14 protein-coding genes and 1 riboswitch are annotated in these 20,349 nt (G+C 30.3%); of the genes, 12 read left to right on the top strand and 2 right to left on the bottom strand.

All coding sequences use genetic code 11. The features are described 5' to 3' along the window. The first annotated feature begins 158 nt into the window (after positions 1 to 158). The 11 genes from ACO6OL_RS03885 to ACO6OL_RS03835 all read left to right on the top strand — a co-directional run bounded on the left by ACO6OL_RS03885 (position 159) and on the right by ACO6OL_RS03835 (position 15,853). Positions 159 to 2,105 (top strand): fructose-bisphosphatase class III, encoded by a 1,947-nt coding sequence (locus ACO6OL_RS03885; protein WP_485502199.1) that lies wholly within the window; start codon positions 159 to 161, stop codon positions 2,103 to 2,105. 491 nt (positions 2,106 to 2,596) lie between these two features. Further along, positions 2,597 to 2,775, top strand: a riboswitch (Lysine riboswitch). 88 nt (positions 2,776 to 2,863) lie between these two features. Continuing rightward, positions 2,864 to 4,360 carry an amino acid permease gene (locus tag ACO6OL_RS03880; RefSeq protein WP_485502198.1) on the top strand — a complete coding sequence of 499 codons (1,497 nt, stop codon included), beginning with the start codon at positions 2,864 to 2,866 and terminating at the stop codon, positions 4,358 to 4,360. A gap of 393 nt (positions 4,361 to 4,753) precedes the next feature. Then, positions 4,754 to 6,931, top strand: coding sequence for a RelA/SpoT family protein (locus tag ACO6OL_RS03875; RefSeq protein ID WP_485502197.1), 2,178 nt, complete (start codon positions 4,754 to 4,756; stop codon positions 6,929 to 6,931). 8 nt (positions 6,932 to 6,939) lie between these two features. Next, a complete protein-coding gene (dtd, locus tag ACO6OL_RS03870) occupies positions 6,940 to 7,392 on the top strand; it encodes a D-aminoacyl-tRNA deacylase (protein WP_314160932.1) in 453 nt (150 codons plus the stop codon). A gap of 1 nt (position 7,393) precedes the next feature. Continuing rightward, a complete protein-coding gene (locus tag ACO6OL_RS03865) occupies positions 7,394 to 8,839 on the top strand; it encodes an N-acetylmuramoyl-L-alanine amidase (protein ID WP_314160933.1) in 1,446 nt (481 codons plus the stop codon). A gap of 159 nt (positions 8,840 to 8,998) precedes the next feature. Then, positions 8,999 to 9,463, top strand: coding sequence for a MarR family winged helix-turn-helix transcriptional regulator (locus ACO6OL_RS03860; protein ID WP_485502196.1), 465 nt, complete (start codon positions 8,999 to 9,001; stop codon positions 9,461 to 9,463). Beyond that, complete coding sequence (locus tag ACO6OL_RS03855) at positions 9,450 to 11,603, top strand: ABC transporter ATP-binding protein (protein WP_485502195.1); 2,154 nt, start codon at positions 9,450 to 9,452, stop codon at positions 11,601 to 11,603. The genes ACO6OL_RS03860 and ACO6OL_RS03855 overlap by 14 nt, the downstream gene beginning before the upstream one ends. Beyond that, a complete protein-coding gene (locus ACO6OL_RS03850; protein WP_485502194.1) occupies positions 11,596 to 13,386 on the top strand; it encodes an ABC transporter ATP-binding protein in 1,791 nt (596 codons plus the stop codon). Before ACO6OL_RS03855 ends, ACO6OL_RS03850 begins: the two co-directional genes overlap by 8 nt. A 175-nt stretch (positions 13,387 to 13,561) precedes the next feature. Beyond that, the gene (locus ACO6OL_RS03845) at positions 13,562 to 13,969 is read left to right on the top strand and encodes a MarR family winged helix-turn-helix transcriptional regulator (RefSeq protein ID WP_485502193.1); all 408 of its coding nucleotides are present in this window, start codon (positions 13,562 to 13,564) and stop codon (positions 13,967 to 13,969) included. 61 nt (positions 13,970 to 14,030) lie between these two features. Further along, positions 14,031 to 15,077 (top strand): LLM class flavin-dependent oxidoreductase, encoded by a 1,047-nt coding sequence (locus ACO6OL_RS03840; protein ID WP_485502192.1) that lies wholly within the window; start codon positions 14,031 to 14,033, stop codon positions 15,075 to 15,077. A gap of 92 nt (positions 15,078 to 15,169) precedes the next feature. After that, on the top strand, positions 15,170 to 15,853 hold the full coding sequence (locus tag ACO6OL_RS03835; RefSeq protein ID WP_314160509.1) for a YjjG family noncanonical pyrimidine nucleotidase: 684 nt from the start codon (positions 15,170 to 15,172) through the stop codon (positions 15,851 to 15,853). Positions 15,854 to 15,928: 75 nt separating this feature from the next. Here ACO6OL_RS03835 and ACO6OL_RS03830 read toward each other — a convergent pair whose 3' ends face one another. Further along, positions 15,929 to 16,834 (bottom strand): cation diffusion facilitator family transporter, encoded by a 906-nt coding sequence (locus ACO6OL_RS03830; RefSeq protein WP_314160508.1) that lies wholly within the window; start codon positions 16,832 to 16,834, stop codon positions 15,929 to 15,931. A 171-nt stretch (positions 16,835 to 17,005) separates the two neighbouring features. Here ACO6OL_RS03830 and ACO6OL_RS03825 point away from each other — a divergent pair, with 171 nt between their 5' ends. After that, the gene (locus ACO6OL_RS03825; RefSeq protein WP_448912409.1) at positions 17,006 to 17,653 is read left to right on the top strand and encodes a GDSL-type esterase/lipase family protein; all 648 of its coding nucleotides are present in this window, start codon (positions 17,006 to 17,008) and stop codon (positions 17,651 to 17,653) included. 1,151 nt (positions 17,654 to 18,804) lie between these two features. Here the strand turns inward: ACO6OL_RS03825 and ACO6OL_RS03820 are convergent. Then, positions 18,805 to 20,127, bottom strand: a complete 1,323-nt coding sequence (locus ACO6OL_RS03820) for an APC family permease (RefSeq protein WP_485502191.1) — start codon at positions 20,125 to 20,127, stop codon at positions 18,805 to 18,807. Positions 20,128 to 20,349: the final 222 nt, after the last annotated feature.

Below are 20,349 nucleotides of genomic sequence, written 5' to 3'. Positions count from 1 at the left end.
GAAAATTGCGATTTTTGAGCACTCCCGTATTTCTTTTATTTTTCCCCAGAGAATAGTGTGTGGTAATCTGTTTAAGTTAGTTTGATAACGTGTACATTTCTTGAATTACTAAAAGAAGTGTGTTAAGATTTAAATGAAAATTATAAAAGGAGAATGGCATGAAAATATCTAAGGAACATTTAGAATTATTAGCAGAAAACTTTCAGAGTATAGATGAAACAACTAAGGAAATAATTAATTTAGAGGCTATATTAACGCTTCCTAAGGGGACAGAACATTTTTTAAGTGATATTCATGGAGAATATGAAGCATTTGATCATATTTTAAGAAATGGTTCGGGTATTATTAAAGAAAAACTTAAAGAAGTGTTTGGTAATAGACTTCCTAGAAAAGATTTAAATCTTTTAGCTACTATTATTTATTATCCAGAAGAAAAACTAAGTCTTATAAGAAAAGAATATGATATATGTGATTATAAAGAGTTTCAAAAGATTACCCTTCTTCGTCTATTAGAGGTAACGCAAGTAGCAGCAAGAAAGTACACGAGATCAAAAGTTAGAAAAATTTTACCAAAAGATTTTAAGTATATTATTGATGAGTTACTTTATAAAATGCAAAGTAGTGATAAGAGTGATTATTATGATAAAATTCTTGAGAATATCATTGAATTAGGTGCGGGTGATAAGTTTATCATTGAATTATCATTAAGTATTCATAAGTTAACAATCGATCACTTGCATATAGTTGGGGATATTTATGATAGAGGTCCTTTTCCGGATAAAATAATGGATAGACTATTAGATTATCATTCTGTAGATATTCAATGGGGAAATCATGATATGTTATGGATAGGTGCTTATCTTGGAGATAGAATATCATTAGCAAATGTAATCAGAATATGTGCAAGATATGATAACTTAGATATTATAGAAGATAGATATGGAATTCCTATTAGAAATTTATTAAACTTTAGTGAAAAGTATTATAAAGATGATGACTGTAAAGAATTTCTACCAAAGCTTTCTAAAGATGATGAGTTAAAATATAGTGAGCATGAAATTATGCAGATAGCTAGAATGCATAAGGCTATGGCAATAATTCAATTCAAATTAGAAAAACAGATTATTGATAAACATCCTGAGTTTGATTTGGAATCAAGAGCATTATTAGATAAAATTGACTTTGAAAAAGAAACTGTAAAAATTTATGGTAAAGAATATCCATTAACGTCATGTAATTTCCCAACAGTTGATAAAGAAAATCCATATTTATTAACGGATGAAGAAGAAAAGATTATTAATAGATTAAAAGAATCATTTATAGCAAGTGAAAAATTAAAAAAACATGTTGAATTATTTATTAATAAAGGTGGCATGTATTGCTGCTATAATGGGAATCTACTTCTTCATGGTTGTATGCCAGTCGATGAGGATGGAAACTTCCAGGAATTTTCTTATGGAGGAAAGAAATATGCAGGTAAGAAGCTACTAGACTTTTTCGATAAAAAAATTCGTAGCATATTTTATTGTGGTTGTAGAGAAGATAATGGGTTGTTCTTTTACTTATGGCAAGGAAGATATTCTCCATTATTTGGTAAATGTGATATGACAACGTTCGAAAGATATTTTATAGAGGATAAATCTACTCATGAAGAAGTAAAAAATGCGTATTATAAACTTAGAGATGATGAAGAGTTTTGCATTAAGTTATTAAATGAGTTTGGTTTAACTAGTGAAGGTCACATTATAAATGGGCATACTCCTGTTAAGGAAACAAAGGGAGAAAATCCAATAAAAGCTAATGGTAGAACGATTGTTATTGATGGTGGAATGTCTAGAGCTTATCATAAAACAACAGGTCATGGTGGTTATACTTTGACTTATAATTCTTATGGTTTACAAATAATGAGTCATGATATATTCCAAAGTAAAGAAGAGTCAATCAAAAACGAGACAGATATTATTTCAACTAAGAGAGTTGTAGATAAATTATGTCGAAAAAAAGTAGCTGACACAGATAGCGGTGCAAGAATAAAAAAACAAATTGAATTACTAAAAATTTTATTAGAAGAATATCGCCAAGGGGCAATTTGTGAAAGATATTAGTTAATATAAATTGATATTCTGACTTTCTATGTATTTAAGGGGGAGAGATATGATGAAGATTCTATTAAGTATACTAGAAATTTTAATGCTAATAGGAATAATAACAAACTATAAACTATTGAAAAAAAGAAAAGAAGAAAAAGAGAAGACTGATTAATTATTGCTTATCTAATTGATAAAAGAAAATATTTCTTGTCAGTATTATAAAATCAAGTGGACTGAGTAAAAAGTCCTAAATTTTAACATGGTTTATATAAAAACTCATAGACGCAGAGGTTTATTGATATCTAAATTCGTTTTATAAAAGCTTTTTAGATATCTAATAAACTTTGTAGGGGTGACTCGACAAAATTGATTTCTACGAAATCACGATTTTTGAGTCACTCCCAATAATTCAAGTGAATTTTTAGAAAAATTAAAATTTTTATTGACAACTATAAAAAAGTATATTATACTAATAAACAGTTAATTGAATATGTACCTCACAAAGTAAGTGAGGTAGAGGTTGCGATTTTTATCAGTAAGGTAATTGAAAGTGTAGGACTTGATGATATTACTTGAAAGGAAACGTCGCCGAAACAATATTAATCCTATGTTAATATTGTTGGGGCTATACTGAACTAAGTATAGAACTGTCATAGTCGTGAGGCTATGTTGCGCTACTAATATCTTGTTTTGGAGAGATAATGTGAAGTATAACTCCGTGCAAATATGGTAGAAGGTTATGCTTTTTTATTTTTATCAAGGAGGTTTTTATTATGACAAACAACAGCAATAACAATAATGCAACAGAAGTAAAAAGAAATTTACGATCACGTCATATTAGTATGATTGCTATCGGAGGATGTATTGGTAGTGGATTATTCATGACAAGTGGTCAAGCAATTCAAAGTGCGGGACCTGGGGGAGCTATTGTAGCGTATCTATGTATCGGGCTTATGGTATATTTCTTAATGACATCATTAGGGGAAATGGCAACATATCTTCCTACATCAGGGTCATTTAGTACATATGCTACACGTTATGTGGATCCTTCATTAGGATTTGCTTTAGGATGGAACTATTGGTTTAACTGGGTAATTACAGTAGCAGCTGACGTAGAATTATCTGCATTAGCTATTAGTTACTGGGAGCCTATGCGAGTACTTCCTCACTGGGCTTGGAGCTTATTATTCCTAGTTATTATTATCGCTTTAAACTCACTAAGTGTTAAAGTTTATGGTGAAAGTGAATATTGGTTTGCACTTATTAAAGTAGTGGTAGTTATTATCTTCTTAGTAGTAGGATGCCTAACTATCTTTGGTATTTTAGGTGGTGAATACATTGGATTCAAAAACTTAACAATCGGTGATGCACCATTTATCGGTGAAGATTCTTCATTATCAGGACAAATCCTTGCAACTCTTGGAGTATTCTTAATCGCTGGATATTCATTCCAAGGTACTGAGTTAATCGGTATTACAGCTGGAGAAAGTGAAAACCCAGAGAAAAGTATTCCAAAAGCTGTAAAACAAGTATTCTGGAGAATTTTAATTTTCTACGTGCTAGCTATCTTAGTAATCGGATTATTAATTCCTTATACTTCACCAGATTTATTAGGAGCTGCAAGTGCTGAAGAAATTGCTAAATCACCATTTACAATTGTCTTCAAAAATGCAGGATTTGCTTTAGCAGCAAGTGTAATGAACGCAGTAATCTTAACATCAATCCTATCAGCTGGTAACTCTGGTATGTATGCATCAACAAGAATGCTTTATGCTATGAGTAAAGAAAAATTAGCTTATCCAATATTTGGACGTGTAACAAAATACGGAACACCAGTTATCTCATTAATCGCAACTGCTGTAGTAGTATTCTTAATCTTCTTAATCCAACTTACAAATGCTAATGCTTATACTTATATCGTAGCAGCGAGTGGATTAACAGGATTTATCGCATGGTTAGGTATTGCATTAAGTCACTATAGATTCAGAAGAGCATTTATTGCTCAAGGTAGAGATTTAAATGACCTTAAATATAGAGCAAAATGGTTCCCAGTAGGTCCAATTATCGCTTTAGTATTATGTATCATCGTTATTATCGGTCAAGACACAGAGCTTATTACTAAAGGAGTGGTTAACTGGAGTGGAATGTTAACAACATACATGGGAGTTCCAATCTTCTTATTCTTCTATCTATATCACAAAATTAGATATAAAACAAAAATGATACCTTTAGATAAAGTTGACTTATCTCAAGATGTAGATGTAAAATAATAAAAAATTTAATCCTAGTTCGAATTCGAACTAGGATTTTTTGGGAGTGACTCAAAAATCGTGATTTAGGAGAAACAAGATTTTGTTGAGTCATCCCCGCACAGTTTATTAGATATCTAAAAAGCTTTAATAAAGCGAATTTAGATATCAATAAACCACTGCGTCTATGAGTTATCATATGAACTTTGTTACATTTTAGGACTTTTGGATAAGCACTTTTTTGATGAACCTATAAATAAAGATGTAGAAGTAGTTTGAATTTTAAATTTATAGGTAGTGAAGATTTGATATAAATACTTAAAATTTGAAATATTATAGTTGAATTACAGGAAATTTTCTCGATTTTATGGTAAAATGAAGGGTAGATTAAATTTAGAAAGAGGAGGAATTTCTGTGAATCTTGAATACCCATATAGTTATCAAAATGTAGAAGATATGGCGAGTAAATATTTATCAGAGGAGCAAATTAAAATTGTAAGAAACGCTTATGAATTTGCAAAAGTTGCTCACGAAGGACAATTTAGAAAATCAGGGGAACCATATATATTACACCCAGTTCAAGTTGCAGGAATTTTAACTGAGCTTAAATTAGATTATGCAACGATTTGTGCTGGTTTCCTGCATGATGTTGTGGAAGATACTAAGTATACGTTTGATGATATTAAAGAAACATTCGGTGAAGATATAGCGGTAATAGTAGATGGAGTTACAAAACTAGATAAAGTAAAATTCCGTTCTAAAAAACAATCACAAGCAGAAAATCATAGAAAACTTTTTGTATCGATAGCGAAAGATTTACGAGTTATTTTTGTAAAACTTGCTGATAGACTTCATAATATGAGAACTATGAAGTATATGCGTGAGGAAAAACAACGTGAAATTTCTAGTGAAACACTTGAAATTTATGCACCGTTAGCTCATAGATTGGGGATAAGTTCAGTAAAATGGGAACTAGAAGACACCTCTCTTAGATATTTACATCCATCACAATATTTTTCAATAGTAGGGATGATGAAACAGAAGAGAAGTGCAAGGGAAGAGAGTATAAAAGATGCATGCTCTAGTATAACATCAATTTTAGCTGATAATAATATAAAAGCACAGGTTACTGGAAGACCAAAACATATTTATAGTATTTATAAAAAAATGGTTAAACAAAATAAAACTTTTGACCAAATATATGATCTCCTTGCGGTGCGTGTTTTAGTAGACAGTGTAGCTGACTGTTATGCAACGCTAGGACTTGTAAATAATCTTTGGGTTCCAATTCCAGGAAGAATTAAAGACTACATCGCAATGCCAAAACCGAATATGTATCAATCGCTTCATACTACGGTAATTGCACCTGATGGACAAACTTTAGAAGTTCAAATTAGGACTTATGAAATGCATGAAATTGCCGAGAAAGGGATTGCTGCACACTGGGCATATAAAGAAGGTAAGAAGGTTAATAAGAATAATAACTTTTATGAAAAATTAAATTGGTTCCAAAAAATTGCAGAAAATGATGAAACTGAAGCAACTGCCGAAAGCTTTATGGAATCATTGAAAGTAGACTTATTAAGTGATAAAATCTATGTGTTTACGCCAAATAGTGATATTATAGAATTACCAAAAGGTTCATGTATTGTTGACTTTGCATATGCAATTCACTCAGAAGTTGGTAATAAGATGGTAGGAGCTACTGTAAATGATAAAATAGAACCATTCGATTATGTGTTATCAACTGGTGAAATTTGTGATATTCGTACTAGTAAAAACTCTACAGGACCAAAACGTTCATGGCTAGAAATAGCTACATCATCACAAACTAAATCGAAAATTAAAGCATTCTTTAAAAAAGCAGCGCGTGAAGAAAATCTAGTTAAAGGTGAAATCTTGTTAAAAGATGAGATTAAAGCTAATAACTTTGATATTGATGAAGTTCTTACAGAAGAAAATATTGCAATTGCTTTAAATAAATATAAATTTGCTAATCTTGAAGAAATGTATGTTGCCATAGGATATGGAGGAATTACAGCGAATAAAGTTTTTGCAAGATTAACAGAAAAAATTAGAAAAGAAAAGATGACTCAAGCAAAAATTGAGAAACTTTTCAATGCAGAAGAAACTAAAAAAATAGTAACTGAAACAGGGGTTTATGTAAAAGGAGTAGATAATATCCTTGTAAGATTATCTAAATGTTGTCAGCCGATTCCAGGAGATGATATTGTAGGTTTTATAACAAAAGGTCGTGGTGTTACAGTTCATAGAAATAATTGTCCTAACTTAAGTGAAGAAGATAATGCAAGATTATTGGATGTTGAATGGGTTGAAAGTCTAAATGCTCGTCGCTACAGCGTTACACTACAAATTCATGCTTTTGATAGAGAACTGTTATTGCAAAACGTTCTATTAACATTGAGTGAAAGTAGAGTTGAGATTAAAAAACTTAATTCTGAATCTAAAGCTGATAAGACATGCGTTATTACGATAGGAATATATGTGAAAAATGTTAATGAATGTGATTATATGATTAAAAAATTACGACAAATTCAAGACGTATACAGCGTAGAAAGAATAGTAAAATAGGTGAATGTATGAAAATCATATTACAAAAGGTAAAAAAAGCTAGTGTTAGTGTTGATAATAAAATTGTGGGAAGTATAGATAAAGGATACTGTCTTTTAGTAGGAGTGCATAAAGAATCTACAGAGGAAGATGCGAAATACTTAGCTAAAAAAGTTGCGCAAGCTCGTTTATTTGAAGATGAAAATGACAAAATAAACCTGAGTCTTAAAGATGTTGATGGGAGTATTTTATCAGTTTCGCAGTTCACCTTATATGCTGACACGAAAAAAGGCAATAGACCTAGTTTTACGAATGCTGCTGGAGCAGAAAAAGCTAATGAATTATATGAAAAATTTAATAAATTTTTAAGAGAAGAAGGAGTAACGGTAGAAACTGGAATTTTTCAGACTATGATGGAAGTGAACATAGTTAATGATGGTCCTGTTACTATTGTTTACGAAAAACTATCAACAGGAAATTAATATGAGAATAAAAAGAAGAAACAAGAATGGAGTATTATTTTTAATATCTGTACTTTTATTAGTGTTAGTTGTAGGTGGAGTAGTTACGTATATTGGAGAAAAGATGAGCTTATCCGCTGAATCTGAAAACAATATTACTATTTCGAAAGAGATTGAACTTAGAACTGGGCCTGACGATACTTATCCTACATTAAAAAAGGTAACAGCTGGTGATAATGTAGAAATGTTAAGTAAATCAGATACTTGGTATGAAGTAAAAACGAAGGATAGTTTTGTTGGCTGGATACCGGGATGGAGTATTTTGGGAAGTGGTCAGAAAAGTCCAGAAGATCAAAATAAGGAAAAGTTAGCTTCATATTCAGTATTATTGAATCCAATTATAAAACAAGATGATAGTTCTGATTATAAAGGAGTATCTTCTAAATCTTATAATTTGAAAACAGCTAAACAGCTAAAAGAGATATTAGAAAAAGATGGAGTAAAAGCAATACTTACAAGGGAAAGTGATGAAACTTATCCTACAAAAGAAGAAATCGCAAAACTTGCCGCTGAAAACTCAGTGGAAATGTTAGTAGATATTGATACCAATAATGATAGTAATAAAGATGTTTTTGGTGTGAAGGTTTATTACTTAACGCAAGAATCAGCTATAGTTGCTAGAAGTATCGAAAAGAATCTTTCAGAACATTATATTTCAAGAGTATCATCATCAGAAAAACAGTCAACTTTTGCGCAACTAAGCGATAAACTTCCACAAGTTAAGCTGATTTCTGGTAATATCGGAAATAAAATTGATGCTGACTTACTAAATGATGAGATTGCCAATAAACAATTCATAGAATCTTTAAAAGATGGTGTTGAAGGGTATTTATACTATTTAATCAATATCGATAATTATAATGCAAAACGAAAAGAACAGTTACTTAATTTACCACAAAAAGGACTTTCTGTGCCTATGTATTATATGAAACAAGATGCATATAAAAATATAGCGTATGGTCTTGATGGTAAGAAAACGATTGAAGATAATGGTGATGCTATTGTTTCGCTAGCGATGATTGCAAAATATATCGGTAAAGATGAAGCAACTGTGGAAGAACTTGCTTCTTGGGCAGGTAATAAATACTACATCAGAAATCAAGGGACTCAACCTACGATTATTACAGCTTTCGCTGAAAAATATAATCTAAAAGTTGAACGTGTTGAAACTGATAAATTAGTAGAAAACTTGGAAGATGCACTGAAAGACAATAAACCTATACTTGTTAGACTAAAATCAGGTGTATTTGGTGATAGAGTAACATATAAAGTTATTCGAGGTTACGAAGATGATAAATTCTATATAAATGATCCGAATGACGATGATGTTAAACTTACAAGTTATAATGGTTTCACAGAAAATGATATTAAAAATAACCTAGCTCAAGCATGGGTATTTAGCAAATAGAAAAAAAGATTAATCTAGAAAAATTCTAGGTTAATCTTTTTTATTGAAATAATTAAATTATCTATTGACTTAAAGATTAAAATAAAATATAATAGTTAACGTGGTTAACTAATTAGTTAACGTTGTGAACTAAGTGATTAAAATAGAAGGAGGGTACAAATGAGTAAAAGTGAAATTTCATATCATAAAGCAATGGATATGATGGAAGAATTTAGGTTGATAATGAAAAGATTTCATAAGAAAAGTGATGCACCGTATAGAAAACCTGAATTTCAAGCAATGTTATTTTTGTCTTGTAAAGAAAAAATTACGATGCAGGAATTAGGGGAAGAACTACATGTGACAAAACCTAGAGTCACAGCACTTGTAAGTGAATTGTTAGAAAAAGATTTTGTTGTTCAAAGTACGGATGAAAAAGATAAAAGGAAAAAATATCTTAGTTTATCTGAAAAAGGAGTCGAATGTATAGAATCACATAGAAAAGCTTATGAAGAATGGTTCCAATCTATCTGGAATAAATTTGATGTAAGGGAAAAAGAAGCGTTTGATATATTATTATCTCGAGTAAATGAGATTTTTAGAGAAGAATTATCTGATAAGGAGGAAAATAATGAAACTAATTAAATATTTAAAAGGTTTCTTGGTGCCGATGATATTTTTAGTTGCGATATTAGGCGTTCGTGTTGTAGCAGAGCTAGCGCTTCCGACATATACAAGTAATATTGTCGATAAAGGTATTCAACAAAGCGGTATCCAAGATGCTGTACCAGAAAAAATAAGTGAAAAATCATTTAAAGAGTTACAATTATTTATGACTGATGATGAGATTAAAAAAGTTACGGCTAAATACACTAAAGATGGTGATGTTTATAAACTTGATAGTATAAGTGAACAAGAACGTAGCGAACTAAATGATATATTTAAAAACGCTATGACTGTTGTATCTGGTGTAAAATCTGAAAACTTAGATTTAGATAAGGTTGCAGAAGGTGTCAAACTAGGACTAGTCAAGAAAGATAGTTTAATAGAACAAAAAAATAAATCAATTAGTGACTTAGGAAGTTCAGCTGATATGATAACAAAACAAGCTGGTATTCGTTATGTTAAAGAAGAGTATAGAAATAATGTAGGAATTGATACTAATGAGATTAGAAAAAATTACCTAAAAGAAGTTGGAATAATGATGATAATCGTAACATTTATTTCAGGTATTGGAAGTATTATTTCGAACTTTATAGCGAGTAGAATATCTTCGAAAATAGCTTATAACTTACGAGAAAAACTTTATAACAAGGTATTATCATTTTCTAAACAAGATATCGATAAATTTTCAACTGCTTCATTAATTACAAGAAGTACAAATGATATTCAACAAATCCAAAATGCTTTAAATATGATGTTATTTATCGCAATATATGCGCCGATGATGGCAGTTTACGGAGTTTATAAAGTTACACAAACCGATACTGGAATGACTTGGATAATTGCATTAGGTGTAGGTGTCTTAGGTTTAACATTAGGAATAATTTCATTTTTAGTAATGCCGAAATTTAAAATTATGCAAAAGCTAATTGATAGAGTAAACTTGGTAACTCGTGAAGCATTAACTGGTATTTCTGTAATTCGTGTTTTTGGTCGTGAAAAATATGAAGAAGAAAGATTCGATAAAGAAAATACAGTTTTAAAAAATGAGCAACTTTTCATCAATAGAACTTTATCAGCGCTTATGCCAATGATTATGCTAATTATGAATGGTATTGCATTATTAATAATCTGGGTTGGTGGAAAAAATATAGATGCTGGTAGTATTCAAGTTGGGGATATGATGGCGTTTATAACATATACAATGCAAATAGTAATGTCATTCTTATTCTTTACATTCTTAATGATGCAATTACCTCGTGCGGAAGTCGCAGCTGGTCGTATTAATGAAGTACTGGAAACAGAGGTTACAGTTGTGGATAGTGAGAATATTGATGATAGTAAACTTCAAGATGTAAAAGGCACACTTAAATTTGATAATGTTAGCTTTACATTTGATGGAGCTGATAGTCCAGTGCTTAGTAACATTAGTTTTGAAGCGGAAGCTGGAAAAACTACTGCAATTATAGGAAGTACTGGTAGTGGTAAATCTACATTACTTCATTTGATTCCTAGATATTTCGATGCTAGTGAAGGTGAAATCTCAATTGACGGAGTCAATATTCGAGATATAAGCTTAAATAAATTAAGAGACATTTTAGGATTTGTTCCTCAAAAAGGAGTTTTATTCAGTGGTAATATTAAATCAAATATTAAATTTGCTGATGAAAATATTACTGATGAACAAATGAGAAAAGCCGCTGAAATTGCTCAAGCATTAGAGTTTATTAATGAAAAAGAAGATAAATTTAATAGTGAGATTTCACAAGGTGGATCGAATGTTTCAGGAGGACAAAAACAACGTCTTTCAATTGCTCGTGCCTTAGCAAAAAATCCTAAGATACTTCTTTTTGACGATAGTTTCTCAGCATTAGATTACAAAACAGACGTGAAATTAAGAAAAACTCTAAGAGAAGAAATGTCTGGAGTGACTACTATTATAGTTGCTCAGCGTATAGCAACAATTTTAAATGCAGATAAAATTATCGTAATGAATGAAGGTAAGATAGTGGGCGTTGGAAAACACCAAGAGCTGCTTGAAACTTGTCCAACATATTTAGAAATTGCAGAAAGTCAACTTAGCGAAGAAGAATTACAAAAAGGAGGTAAACATCATGGCTAAAGATCAAAAAATAGAAAAAGCTAATAATTTTTCTGGAACGTTAAAAAGAATCATCAAATTGATGTTTACACAGTATAAAGTTTCAAGTATTTTGATAGTATTCTTTGCATTAGCAAGTACAGTATTTGGTATTGTAGGACCTAAGATTATGGGACATGCAACTACAGAATTATTCGAAGGATTAGTTGCTAAAATTAGTAATGAAGGTAGTATAAATTTTGAAAAAATAGCAGGAATTTTACTTACTGTATTAGGTTTATACATACTGTCATCATTGTTTATGTTTATTCAAGGATGGCTGATGAGTAATGTTTCTCAAAAAATGACATACGATATTCGTAAAGATATAAGTAAAAAAATAAATACTTTACCTGTTGGCTATTTTGAACAACGTACAGTAGGTGAGACTTTATCACGAGTAACTAATGACGTAGATACGCTAGGACAATCACTAAACCAAAGTTTTACTCAGATAATTTCCAATACTGCAATGGTACTTGGGGTGTTGGTAATGATGTTTACGATAAGTCCTATAATGACTCTAATTGCGTTAGCTTTAATTCCTGTTTCAGGAATACTATTAGGAGCTATAACAAAATGGAGTCAAAAATATTTCAAAAGTCAACAAGACATGCTTTCTGATGTAAATGGACAGGTTGAAGAGAGTTTCTCAGGCCAAAATATTATTGCAGCATTTAACTATAAAGAAAAAAGTGTTAAAGAATTCAATGATAAAAATAACCAATTATATACATCATCATGGAAAGCAAACTTCTTCTCAGGACTAATGTTCCCAGTGATTAACTTTGTAGGAAACCTTGGTTATGTAGGTATTGTATTCTCAGGTGGATTACTAGTTTCTAAAGGAACTATTGGTGTAGGGGATATTCAAGCTTTTATCCAATATATTAGAAACTTTACCCAACCAATAGGTCAAATAGCTCAGTCTATGTCAGAAATTCAAAAAATGGCAGCTGCAGGTGAAAGAGTATTTGAGTTCTTAGATGCTAAAAATGAAGAAAATGCAGAAGTTCTTGAAACAGTTACTAATAAAGAGGGTAATGTAGTATTCGATAAAGTAAAATTTGGATATGTAGAAGATCAAATAATTATTAAAAACTTTACTAGTGATGTTAAAAAAGGAGAGATGGTTGCTATCGTTGGTCCTACGGGTGCAGGTAAAACAACGATGATTAAACTTCTTATGAGATTCTATGATATTAATGGAGGAAGTATCTATATTGATGGAAAAGATATCTCTAAACTTGACAGACCCGAATTGCGTTCTTACTTCACAATGGTACTACAAGACACTTGGTTATTTAAAGGAACGATAATGGAGAATCTTCGTTATGGTCGATTAGATGCTACAGATGAAGAAGTAATAGAAGCGGCTAAAGCAGCTCATATTCACCACTTTATTAAAACTTTACCGGGTGGCTACAATATGGAATTAAATGAAGATGCTTCAAATATTTCACAAGGTCAAAAGCAACTTTTAACTATAGCTCGTGCAATTCTTGCTGATAAACCTATATTAATTCTTGACGAGGCAACTTCGAGTGTAGATACACGTACAGAAGTATTAATCCAAAAAGCTATGAATAAACTTATGGAAGGTCGTACTACATTTGTTATTGCTCACCGTCTGTCAACAATTAGAAATGCAGATAAAATATTAGTATTAAAAGATGGAGATATTATTGAACAAGGTAACCATGATGAATTATTAGAACAAAAAGGTTTCTATTCAGAATTATATCAAAGTCAATTTGCGGAATAAAACTTAAATTAGTTAGGAGTGACTCGATAAATCGTGATTTCGGAGAAACAAGATTTTATCGAGTCACTTCTTTTTAATATTATTTCTTTGACAATGAAAAGTCAATGAAGTATAATTATCTCATATTCGAGATAATTACGGTGTGAATATGTGTAAATAAGATAGGAGAATCCTTATGAATAATGAGTTTAAAGCAGTTATTGGAATTATGAGAGCAAGTAATTTATTAGTAGGTGATTTAAAGAAAACTTTAAAGAATTATCCAATAAATGCGACTGAATTTTCTGTTATGGAATTTTTATATAGTAAAGGTGAGAAGAGTATTCAAGAAATACGTGATAGAATATTACTTGCTAGTGGAAGTGCTACATACGTAGTCGATAACCTTGAAAAAAAAGGATATGTTAATAGAAAGGTTAGTCAAAAGGATAAAAGAGTAACTTACATTAAGTTAACTAAAATAGGAGAAAATTTAATGGATGATATTTTCCCTATTCATAAAATAAATACAAAAAAGATTTTCGATGATTTAACTGAAGAAGAATTAGATGCATTGAAAAAAATACTAAAGAAAATTAATTAAAAATTATTTTCTTTTATTATAAAATAATATCTTGAAATTGAGATAATTTAGGAGGATAAAAATGATAGAGTTAGGAATTAGTACATTTGGTGAAACAACTGAAATAGAAGGAACTGGTATAACACCAACGCATGATGAGCGTATTAGAGATATGATAGAAGAGATGAAACTTGCAGATGAAGTTGGTTTAGATCTTTACGCAATTGGTGAGCATCATAGAGAAGATTTTGCTGTTTCAGCACCTGAGATATTGTTAGCAGCAGGAGCAGCTGTTACGAAGAATATAAGATTAAGTTCTGCGGTAACAGTACTTTCATCATCGGACCCTGTAAGAGTTTATCAACAGTATGCAACTATCGATGCTATTTCTAATGGTAGAGCAGAAGTCATGGTAGGTCGAGGTTCTTTTACAGAATCATTCCCATTATTCGGTTATGACTTAGCAGACTATGAGGAATTGTTTGATGAAAAATTAGCAATGTTGGAGAAAATAAAAGCTAATGAAAAGTTAACATGGGAAGGAAAACATACACAGAAGGTAGAAAATAAGGGAGTATATCCAAGGAGTGTTCAAAAAGATTTTCCAATCTGGGTAGCGACTGGTGGAAACATAGAATCTACAATAAAAATAGCTCAGAAAGGCTTGCCTATAGCGTATGCTATAATTGGTGGAGAGTATAGAAGATTTAAAGGACTAGTAGATTACTATAAAGCTATTGGACGAAATGCAGGTCATAGTGATGATCGTTTAAAAGTTGCCTCACATTCATGGGGATTCATAGCTGAAACTGATGAGGAAGCTATTAAAAAATATTTCCATCCAACAAAACAAGTAGTGGATGCAATTTCGAAAGATAGACCATTTTGGAGACCACTTACTTTTGAACAATATTTAAATAGTGTAGGGCCAGACGGATCTATGTTAGTAGGAAGTCCTGAGACTGTAGCGAATAAACTTATTGATATGATAGAAACATTAGGATTGGATAGATTTATGTTGCATCTTCCACTTGGATCTATGCCACATGAAGATATAATGAAAGCTATAAGGTTATTTGGCGAAGAAGTAGCTCCACGAGTTCGAGAATATTTTAAATCTAAAAAATAAAATTTAAATTTATAAATCAAATAAATATATTTTTTCTAAATAATTGATCTCTATGTTATAATGAGTAGATAATAAACATATGGAGTGAAACGATGATATTAGATAAGTATAAATATTTATTATTTGATTTAGATGATACCTTATTGGATTTTGGTAAGGCACAAGTATTAGCTTTTAAAAAATTATTAGAAGATGAGAATATTGAGTATAATGATGAGCTATTTGAAAAATATGAAACGATAAATAAATCTTTATGGAGAAGTTTTGAACGTGGAGAAATTTCAAATAAAGAAGTTACGAGTGAAAGATTCATAAGATTTTTTTCATTGTTTGATAGAAAAATCGATGGTAGTGAGGTAGATAATAGATATAGAGGTTATCTTGCTGAGGGGAATCAACTTTTTGATGGAATTATAGAGATGTTAGAAAAATTAAGTTTAACTCATAAACTATATATAGCATCTAATGGTATTGGAATCACTCAACATACAAGACTTAAAAATAATAATCTTAATAAATACTTTGATAAGATTTTTATTTCCGAAGAAATTGGTAGTAAAAAACCAGATAGAGAATTCTTTGATATTATCTTTAAAGAAATTGGTGTTAAAAATAAGGATGAAGTTTTAATGATAGGTGATACTCTAACATCTGATATACTTGGGGCTAATAATGCAGGTATAGATAGTTGTTTAGTAGATATCCATAAAACTTCTAATTCAGATATAGTGCCTACATATAAAATTGAGAAGACGGTTGATATCTTTGGTATTTAACAAAATAAAACGAGGACAACTCTATAAAATTGATTTTAAGAAATCATGATGATATAGAGTTGTTCCTCGTAATTTTTATAAACTATGATCGTTATATTTAATATTTTCTAATGCGATGAAGCAATGTTCGATATCGTATTCTTCTTTAAGTAATATTTTAACATTTTCTACAATTGTATAATCATTACTTGTCTTGTATTCGTTTAGTAAAATATGCATTGCAGCGTTGATTTCATTTGTATCAGTGTGCCAAATATGAAATTCGTGAATATCAGCAATGCCTTCCACTTCTTTAATTTTATTGTAAATTTCCTCAGTATCTAGAGTAGTAGCTTCCATTAAAATAACAAATGATGATTTAGTAATTTTATAACCACCTTTGAAAAGAATTATACTGATGATAATACTCATAATAACATCGACGATTTGATAGTTTGTAAAGTAAATAATAGTTGATGAAATTATGATTCCGATAGAACTGATTAAATCACCAAGGAAATGCCATAGAGCACTTTGAATATTCAAATTATCTTCTTCTTTTAGACTTTTTGTTAAAATTATAGTAACAACAATATTAAAGATTAATCCGATAGTTGATATTATAAGCATTGATTTGAAATCAATATCTTTAGGATTGAAGAATCTCATAAATCCTTCAAATATTAAATAAATAGAAATACCAACTAGCATTAAACCATTGATAAAGGCTGCTAGTACTTCTAATCTGACAAAACCAAAAGTATATTTTTTATTAGGTTTTTTAGAGCTGAATAGCAATGCTATTAAACTAAATCCCAATGCAATAACATCAGAAAACATGTGAAAAGAATCTCCTAGAAGTGCTAATGAGTTAGAAAGAAGTCCTCCAATGTACTCTAATAATGCAAAGCTTGTTGTTAAAATTAATGTTATATAAAGTATTTTTTTTGAATATGCTTGAATTTTATAATGTTTTTTATGATGAAAATTTGTTTGTATCATTTATTTCTCCTTTTTTATAGAATATTGTTATTATAACCTATATTTAGTAATATTACAAAAATACAGCATTGATAACAATTATTAGTACTTTTATCATTAAGGTCTATTGATTTTTTGGTGTTAGTTTGCTAAAATTAAGAAGAATTTAGAAGAAAAAAGGTGGAAAAAATTATGCGTATTTTATGTATTGGGGACAGCAACACTTGGGGGTATGTCCCTGGTGAAGATGGAGTAAGAACTCAAAAAAGATGGACTAATTTACTAGCGGAGCTTCGTCCTAATGACACTATAATAGAAGAAGGTCTTTGCGGGAGAACAGTAATTGCAAAAGACACAATTGTACCCGTTAGATGTGGAATTGATACATTACCAATTTTAATGTTAAGTCACGTACCCGTTGATTTAGTAATCATAATGTTAGGTACAAATGATTTGAAAAAACAATTTAATCCAAGTGCCAAACTTATTGCTAAAGGTATAGAAGAATACATTAAATATATTAGAAATCCACATTTAATAGCTGGATATAAGATTCCAAAAATTCTTGTTGTATCACCAGTTCCATTGCGTGATGAAATAGTGGATAGACATAGTTTATTTGGTGAATTCGATGAAAATAGTTTGAAACAATCAAAATTCTTAGCACAAACATTTAAAGAAGTTAGCGATAAATATGAAGTTGACTTTTTAAATGCTGGACGTGTAGCAGAAACTTCATTAGTGGATTGCATTCACCTAGATGATAAAAATCATGAAAAATTAGCGAAATATATCGCTAGTAAAGTGGCTGAAGTGTTAGATTACGAAGAAGCAAGATAAAAAAGTAGCAAACTTTCTAAATTTGAAAGTTTGCTACTTTTTTATATTGTTTAAAACATTGATTACTTATGATGCTACAAGCGTAACACGGTAGAAAGTATTTCCAGTCGTATTCTAAAACAAAAAATAAATTGATAAATATTAACTCTAATATTGTAAAATATACACCAATTATGTAGGTATTCCCCGACTGTTTTGTTAAAGTTCTATCGATTGTTTTAAATATTCTTCGATAGATAGTTAATAAAAGAATAAATACTATACTAATTAACAAAATTATTTTTGTAGTAATATTTATTTTTAAATCACTTAACCACAAACTAACAGCTATGGTGTTAGTAATTATAAATAAATGACCAGTTAAGTGATAGAAATTTATATCTCTTACATGAACACTTCTAGAGATGAAGCTTGGGAATAGTTGACTTATAGTAAAGGTAAGAAGTATAAACCAGTAACAATAATCTATAAATATTAAACCTAATAATAAAGAAAGTGTACGACCTGTGTGAATATAACAAAAGGGTTCTGTTAGTTTTTTTATCATTAAGTTCTTTTTATCGGTAAGAATATATTCTGTTATGTGTTGGATACTAAGTATTACTGATAGTAGGATTAATGTTGCAAGTATGTATTTAAGATTTAAAGAATTTCTCATTAGTAAATTCAATATAATAAGTATTTGTGAAATTAAAAAGAAGTAATTGATAATACTATCTTTGCCATATCGATTCAGATGAACTACTTCTAACAACCAGCTATTAAAGAAAATAATAAATAGTAGTATAAAATGAAAAAAACTAAATATTGATTTCTCTAAAAATAGATAATTTATCGAGAATTTACTTATTAATAAAGACAATGAAATTGTATAAAAAGACGTTAAAATGGTCTCTTTTTTTAAAATAAAACTCAACATAAAATTTCCTCCTTACTACTATAATAACTTTAATTTGATAAAAAAATATTGAAGTTATCCGTAGCAAGAAACTAGGGGGATAACTCCAACCTTCTAAACAAAATTGAAAGAAGTTATAATCATATTTTATCAAAAATAAATGTAAATATCAATAAAAGAAGAAGCGATTCAAATCTTGAATTTGAAACACTTCTTCTTAATTTATAATTTATTTCAAAACTAAATTAATTCATTATTTTTTGAATTTTTTATGAGTCTCTGTGTAGAAAATTAGTCCTGCTAATGTTATAATTGCACCACTAATGGCTAACGTAAATTGTGTTATCAAAGCAGAAACAACGATGTAAATTCCGCCAATTATAGCAATTAGAGGAACTATCGGGTATAGTGGAACTTTATAAGGTCTTGGTAAATTCGGTTCTTTCTTTCTAAGAATGAATACTGCTAAGAATGTTGCAATAAAGAAAATCCAAATGGTAAATAAAAGGAAATCTGTTAGTGCATCAAATCCACCTGTAAACATCATTGCAATTGTTAGTACTAAAGTAGCCAGAGCACAGAAGTACGGAATTGAAAACATATTTAGTTTTAACCAATATTTTCTTAATGGTATTTGATTTTTGAGTGCCATTGCATAAGGTACACGAATCGCAGTCATAGTGAAGCCATTCATTGTTCCGTAGACACTAACCATAATCCCGATTGTTATGATTTTTCCACCATTAGGTCCAAATAATTTAGTGGCAATATCATTAGGAACATTACCGTTACCAGCAATTTGCTCCATCGGCATAGTTAATAGGTATGCAATGTTTATAAGTAGATAGACTGCAGTAATAACTAGTAATCCGTATAAAATTGCTCGTGGTAAATCTTTTTTTGGATTTCTCATTTCTCCAGCAATAGTTCCAACATTACTCCAACCATCATAGCCATACATTGCAGCAAGCATTGCGGCCCCAAGAGCGGCTAGCGAAGAAGTGTTGATAGTTGAATTAACTGAACTACTTGGAATTAATTCAATAGTAGTAGGATTAGGTTGTAATAATCCAAAAATAATAATCGCAAATATAGGGATAAGTTTACCAATTGTTGCAGCAGTTTGAATTTGGCCGCTTGCTTTACTTCCAAGTAAATTTAAACCTGTAACTGTAATTGCAGCGCATGCACTTATTAAAATTGAATATTTTTTATCGATTTGGAATAAATTTAGAAATTGCGTTGCAAAAATAGTTGCTGCAGCAGCAATACTCGCTGGATAATAAATAACAGCTTGAGCCCAACCTAATAAATATGAAAAAGTTTTACCATAGGCTCTCTCTACCCAAACTATCATTCCTCCAGTTTCTGGCATAGAGGCTGCTAGTTCTGCTGTTGTTAATCCGGCACAAATACTGATAATTCCAGCAAGTAGCCAAGCCAGCAATCCTAAACTGACACTACCTGTTGTTTTATAAATAACTGCTGCTTTAAAGAATACACCTGATCCAATAACTACACCAACTACCGTTGAAAATGCACCAAAGAATCCTATATCTTTTTTTAATTTTGTCAAAATGTACCTCCTAAAAAATATTATAAATAATGACATGTGTATTAACAAAAATACTTTAAATGATTAGGCTGATCCAAAAGTCCTAAAATGTAACAAAGTTCATATGAGAACTCATAGACGCAGTGGTTTATTGATATCTAAATTCGCTTTAAAAAGCTTTTTAGATATCTAATAAACTGTGCGGGGGTGACTCGACAAAATCTTGTTTTTTAAGAAATCACG

This window comes from Gemella sp. (assembly GCF_057272915.1).
This window is presented reverse-complemented; position numbering and strand designations above follow the sequence as displayed.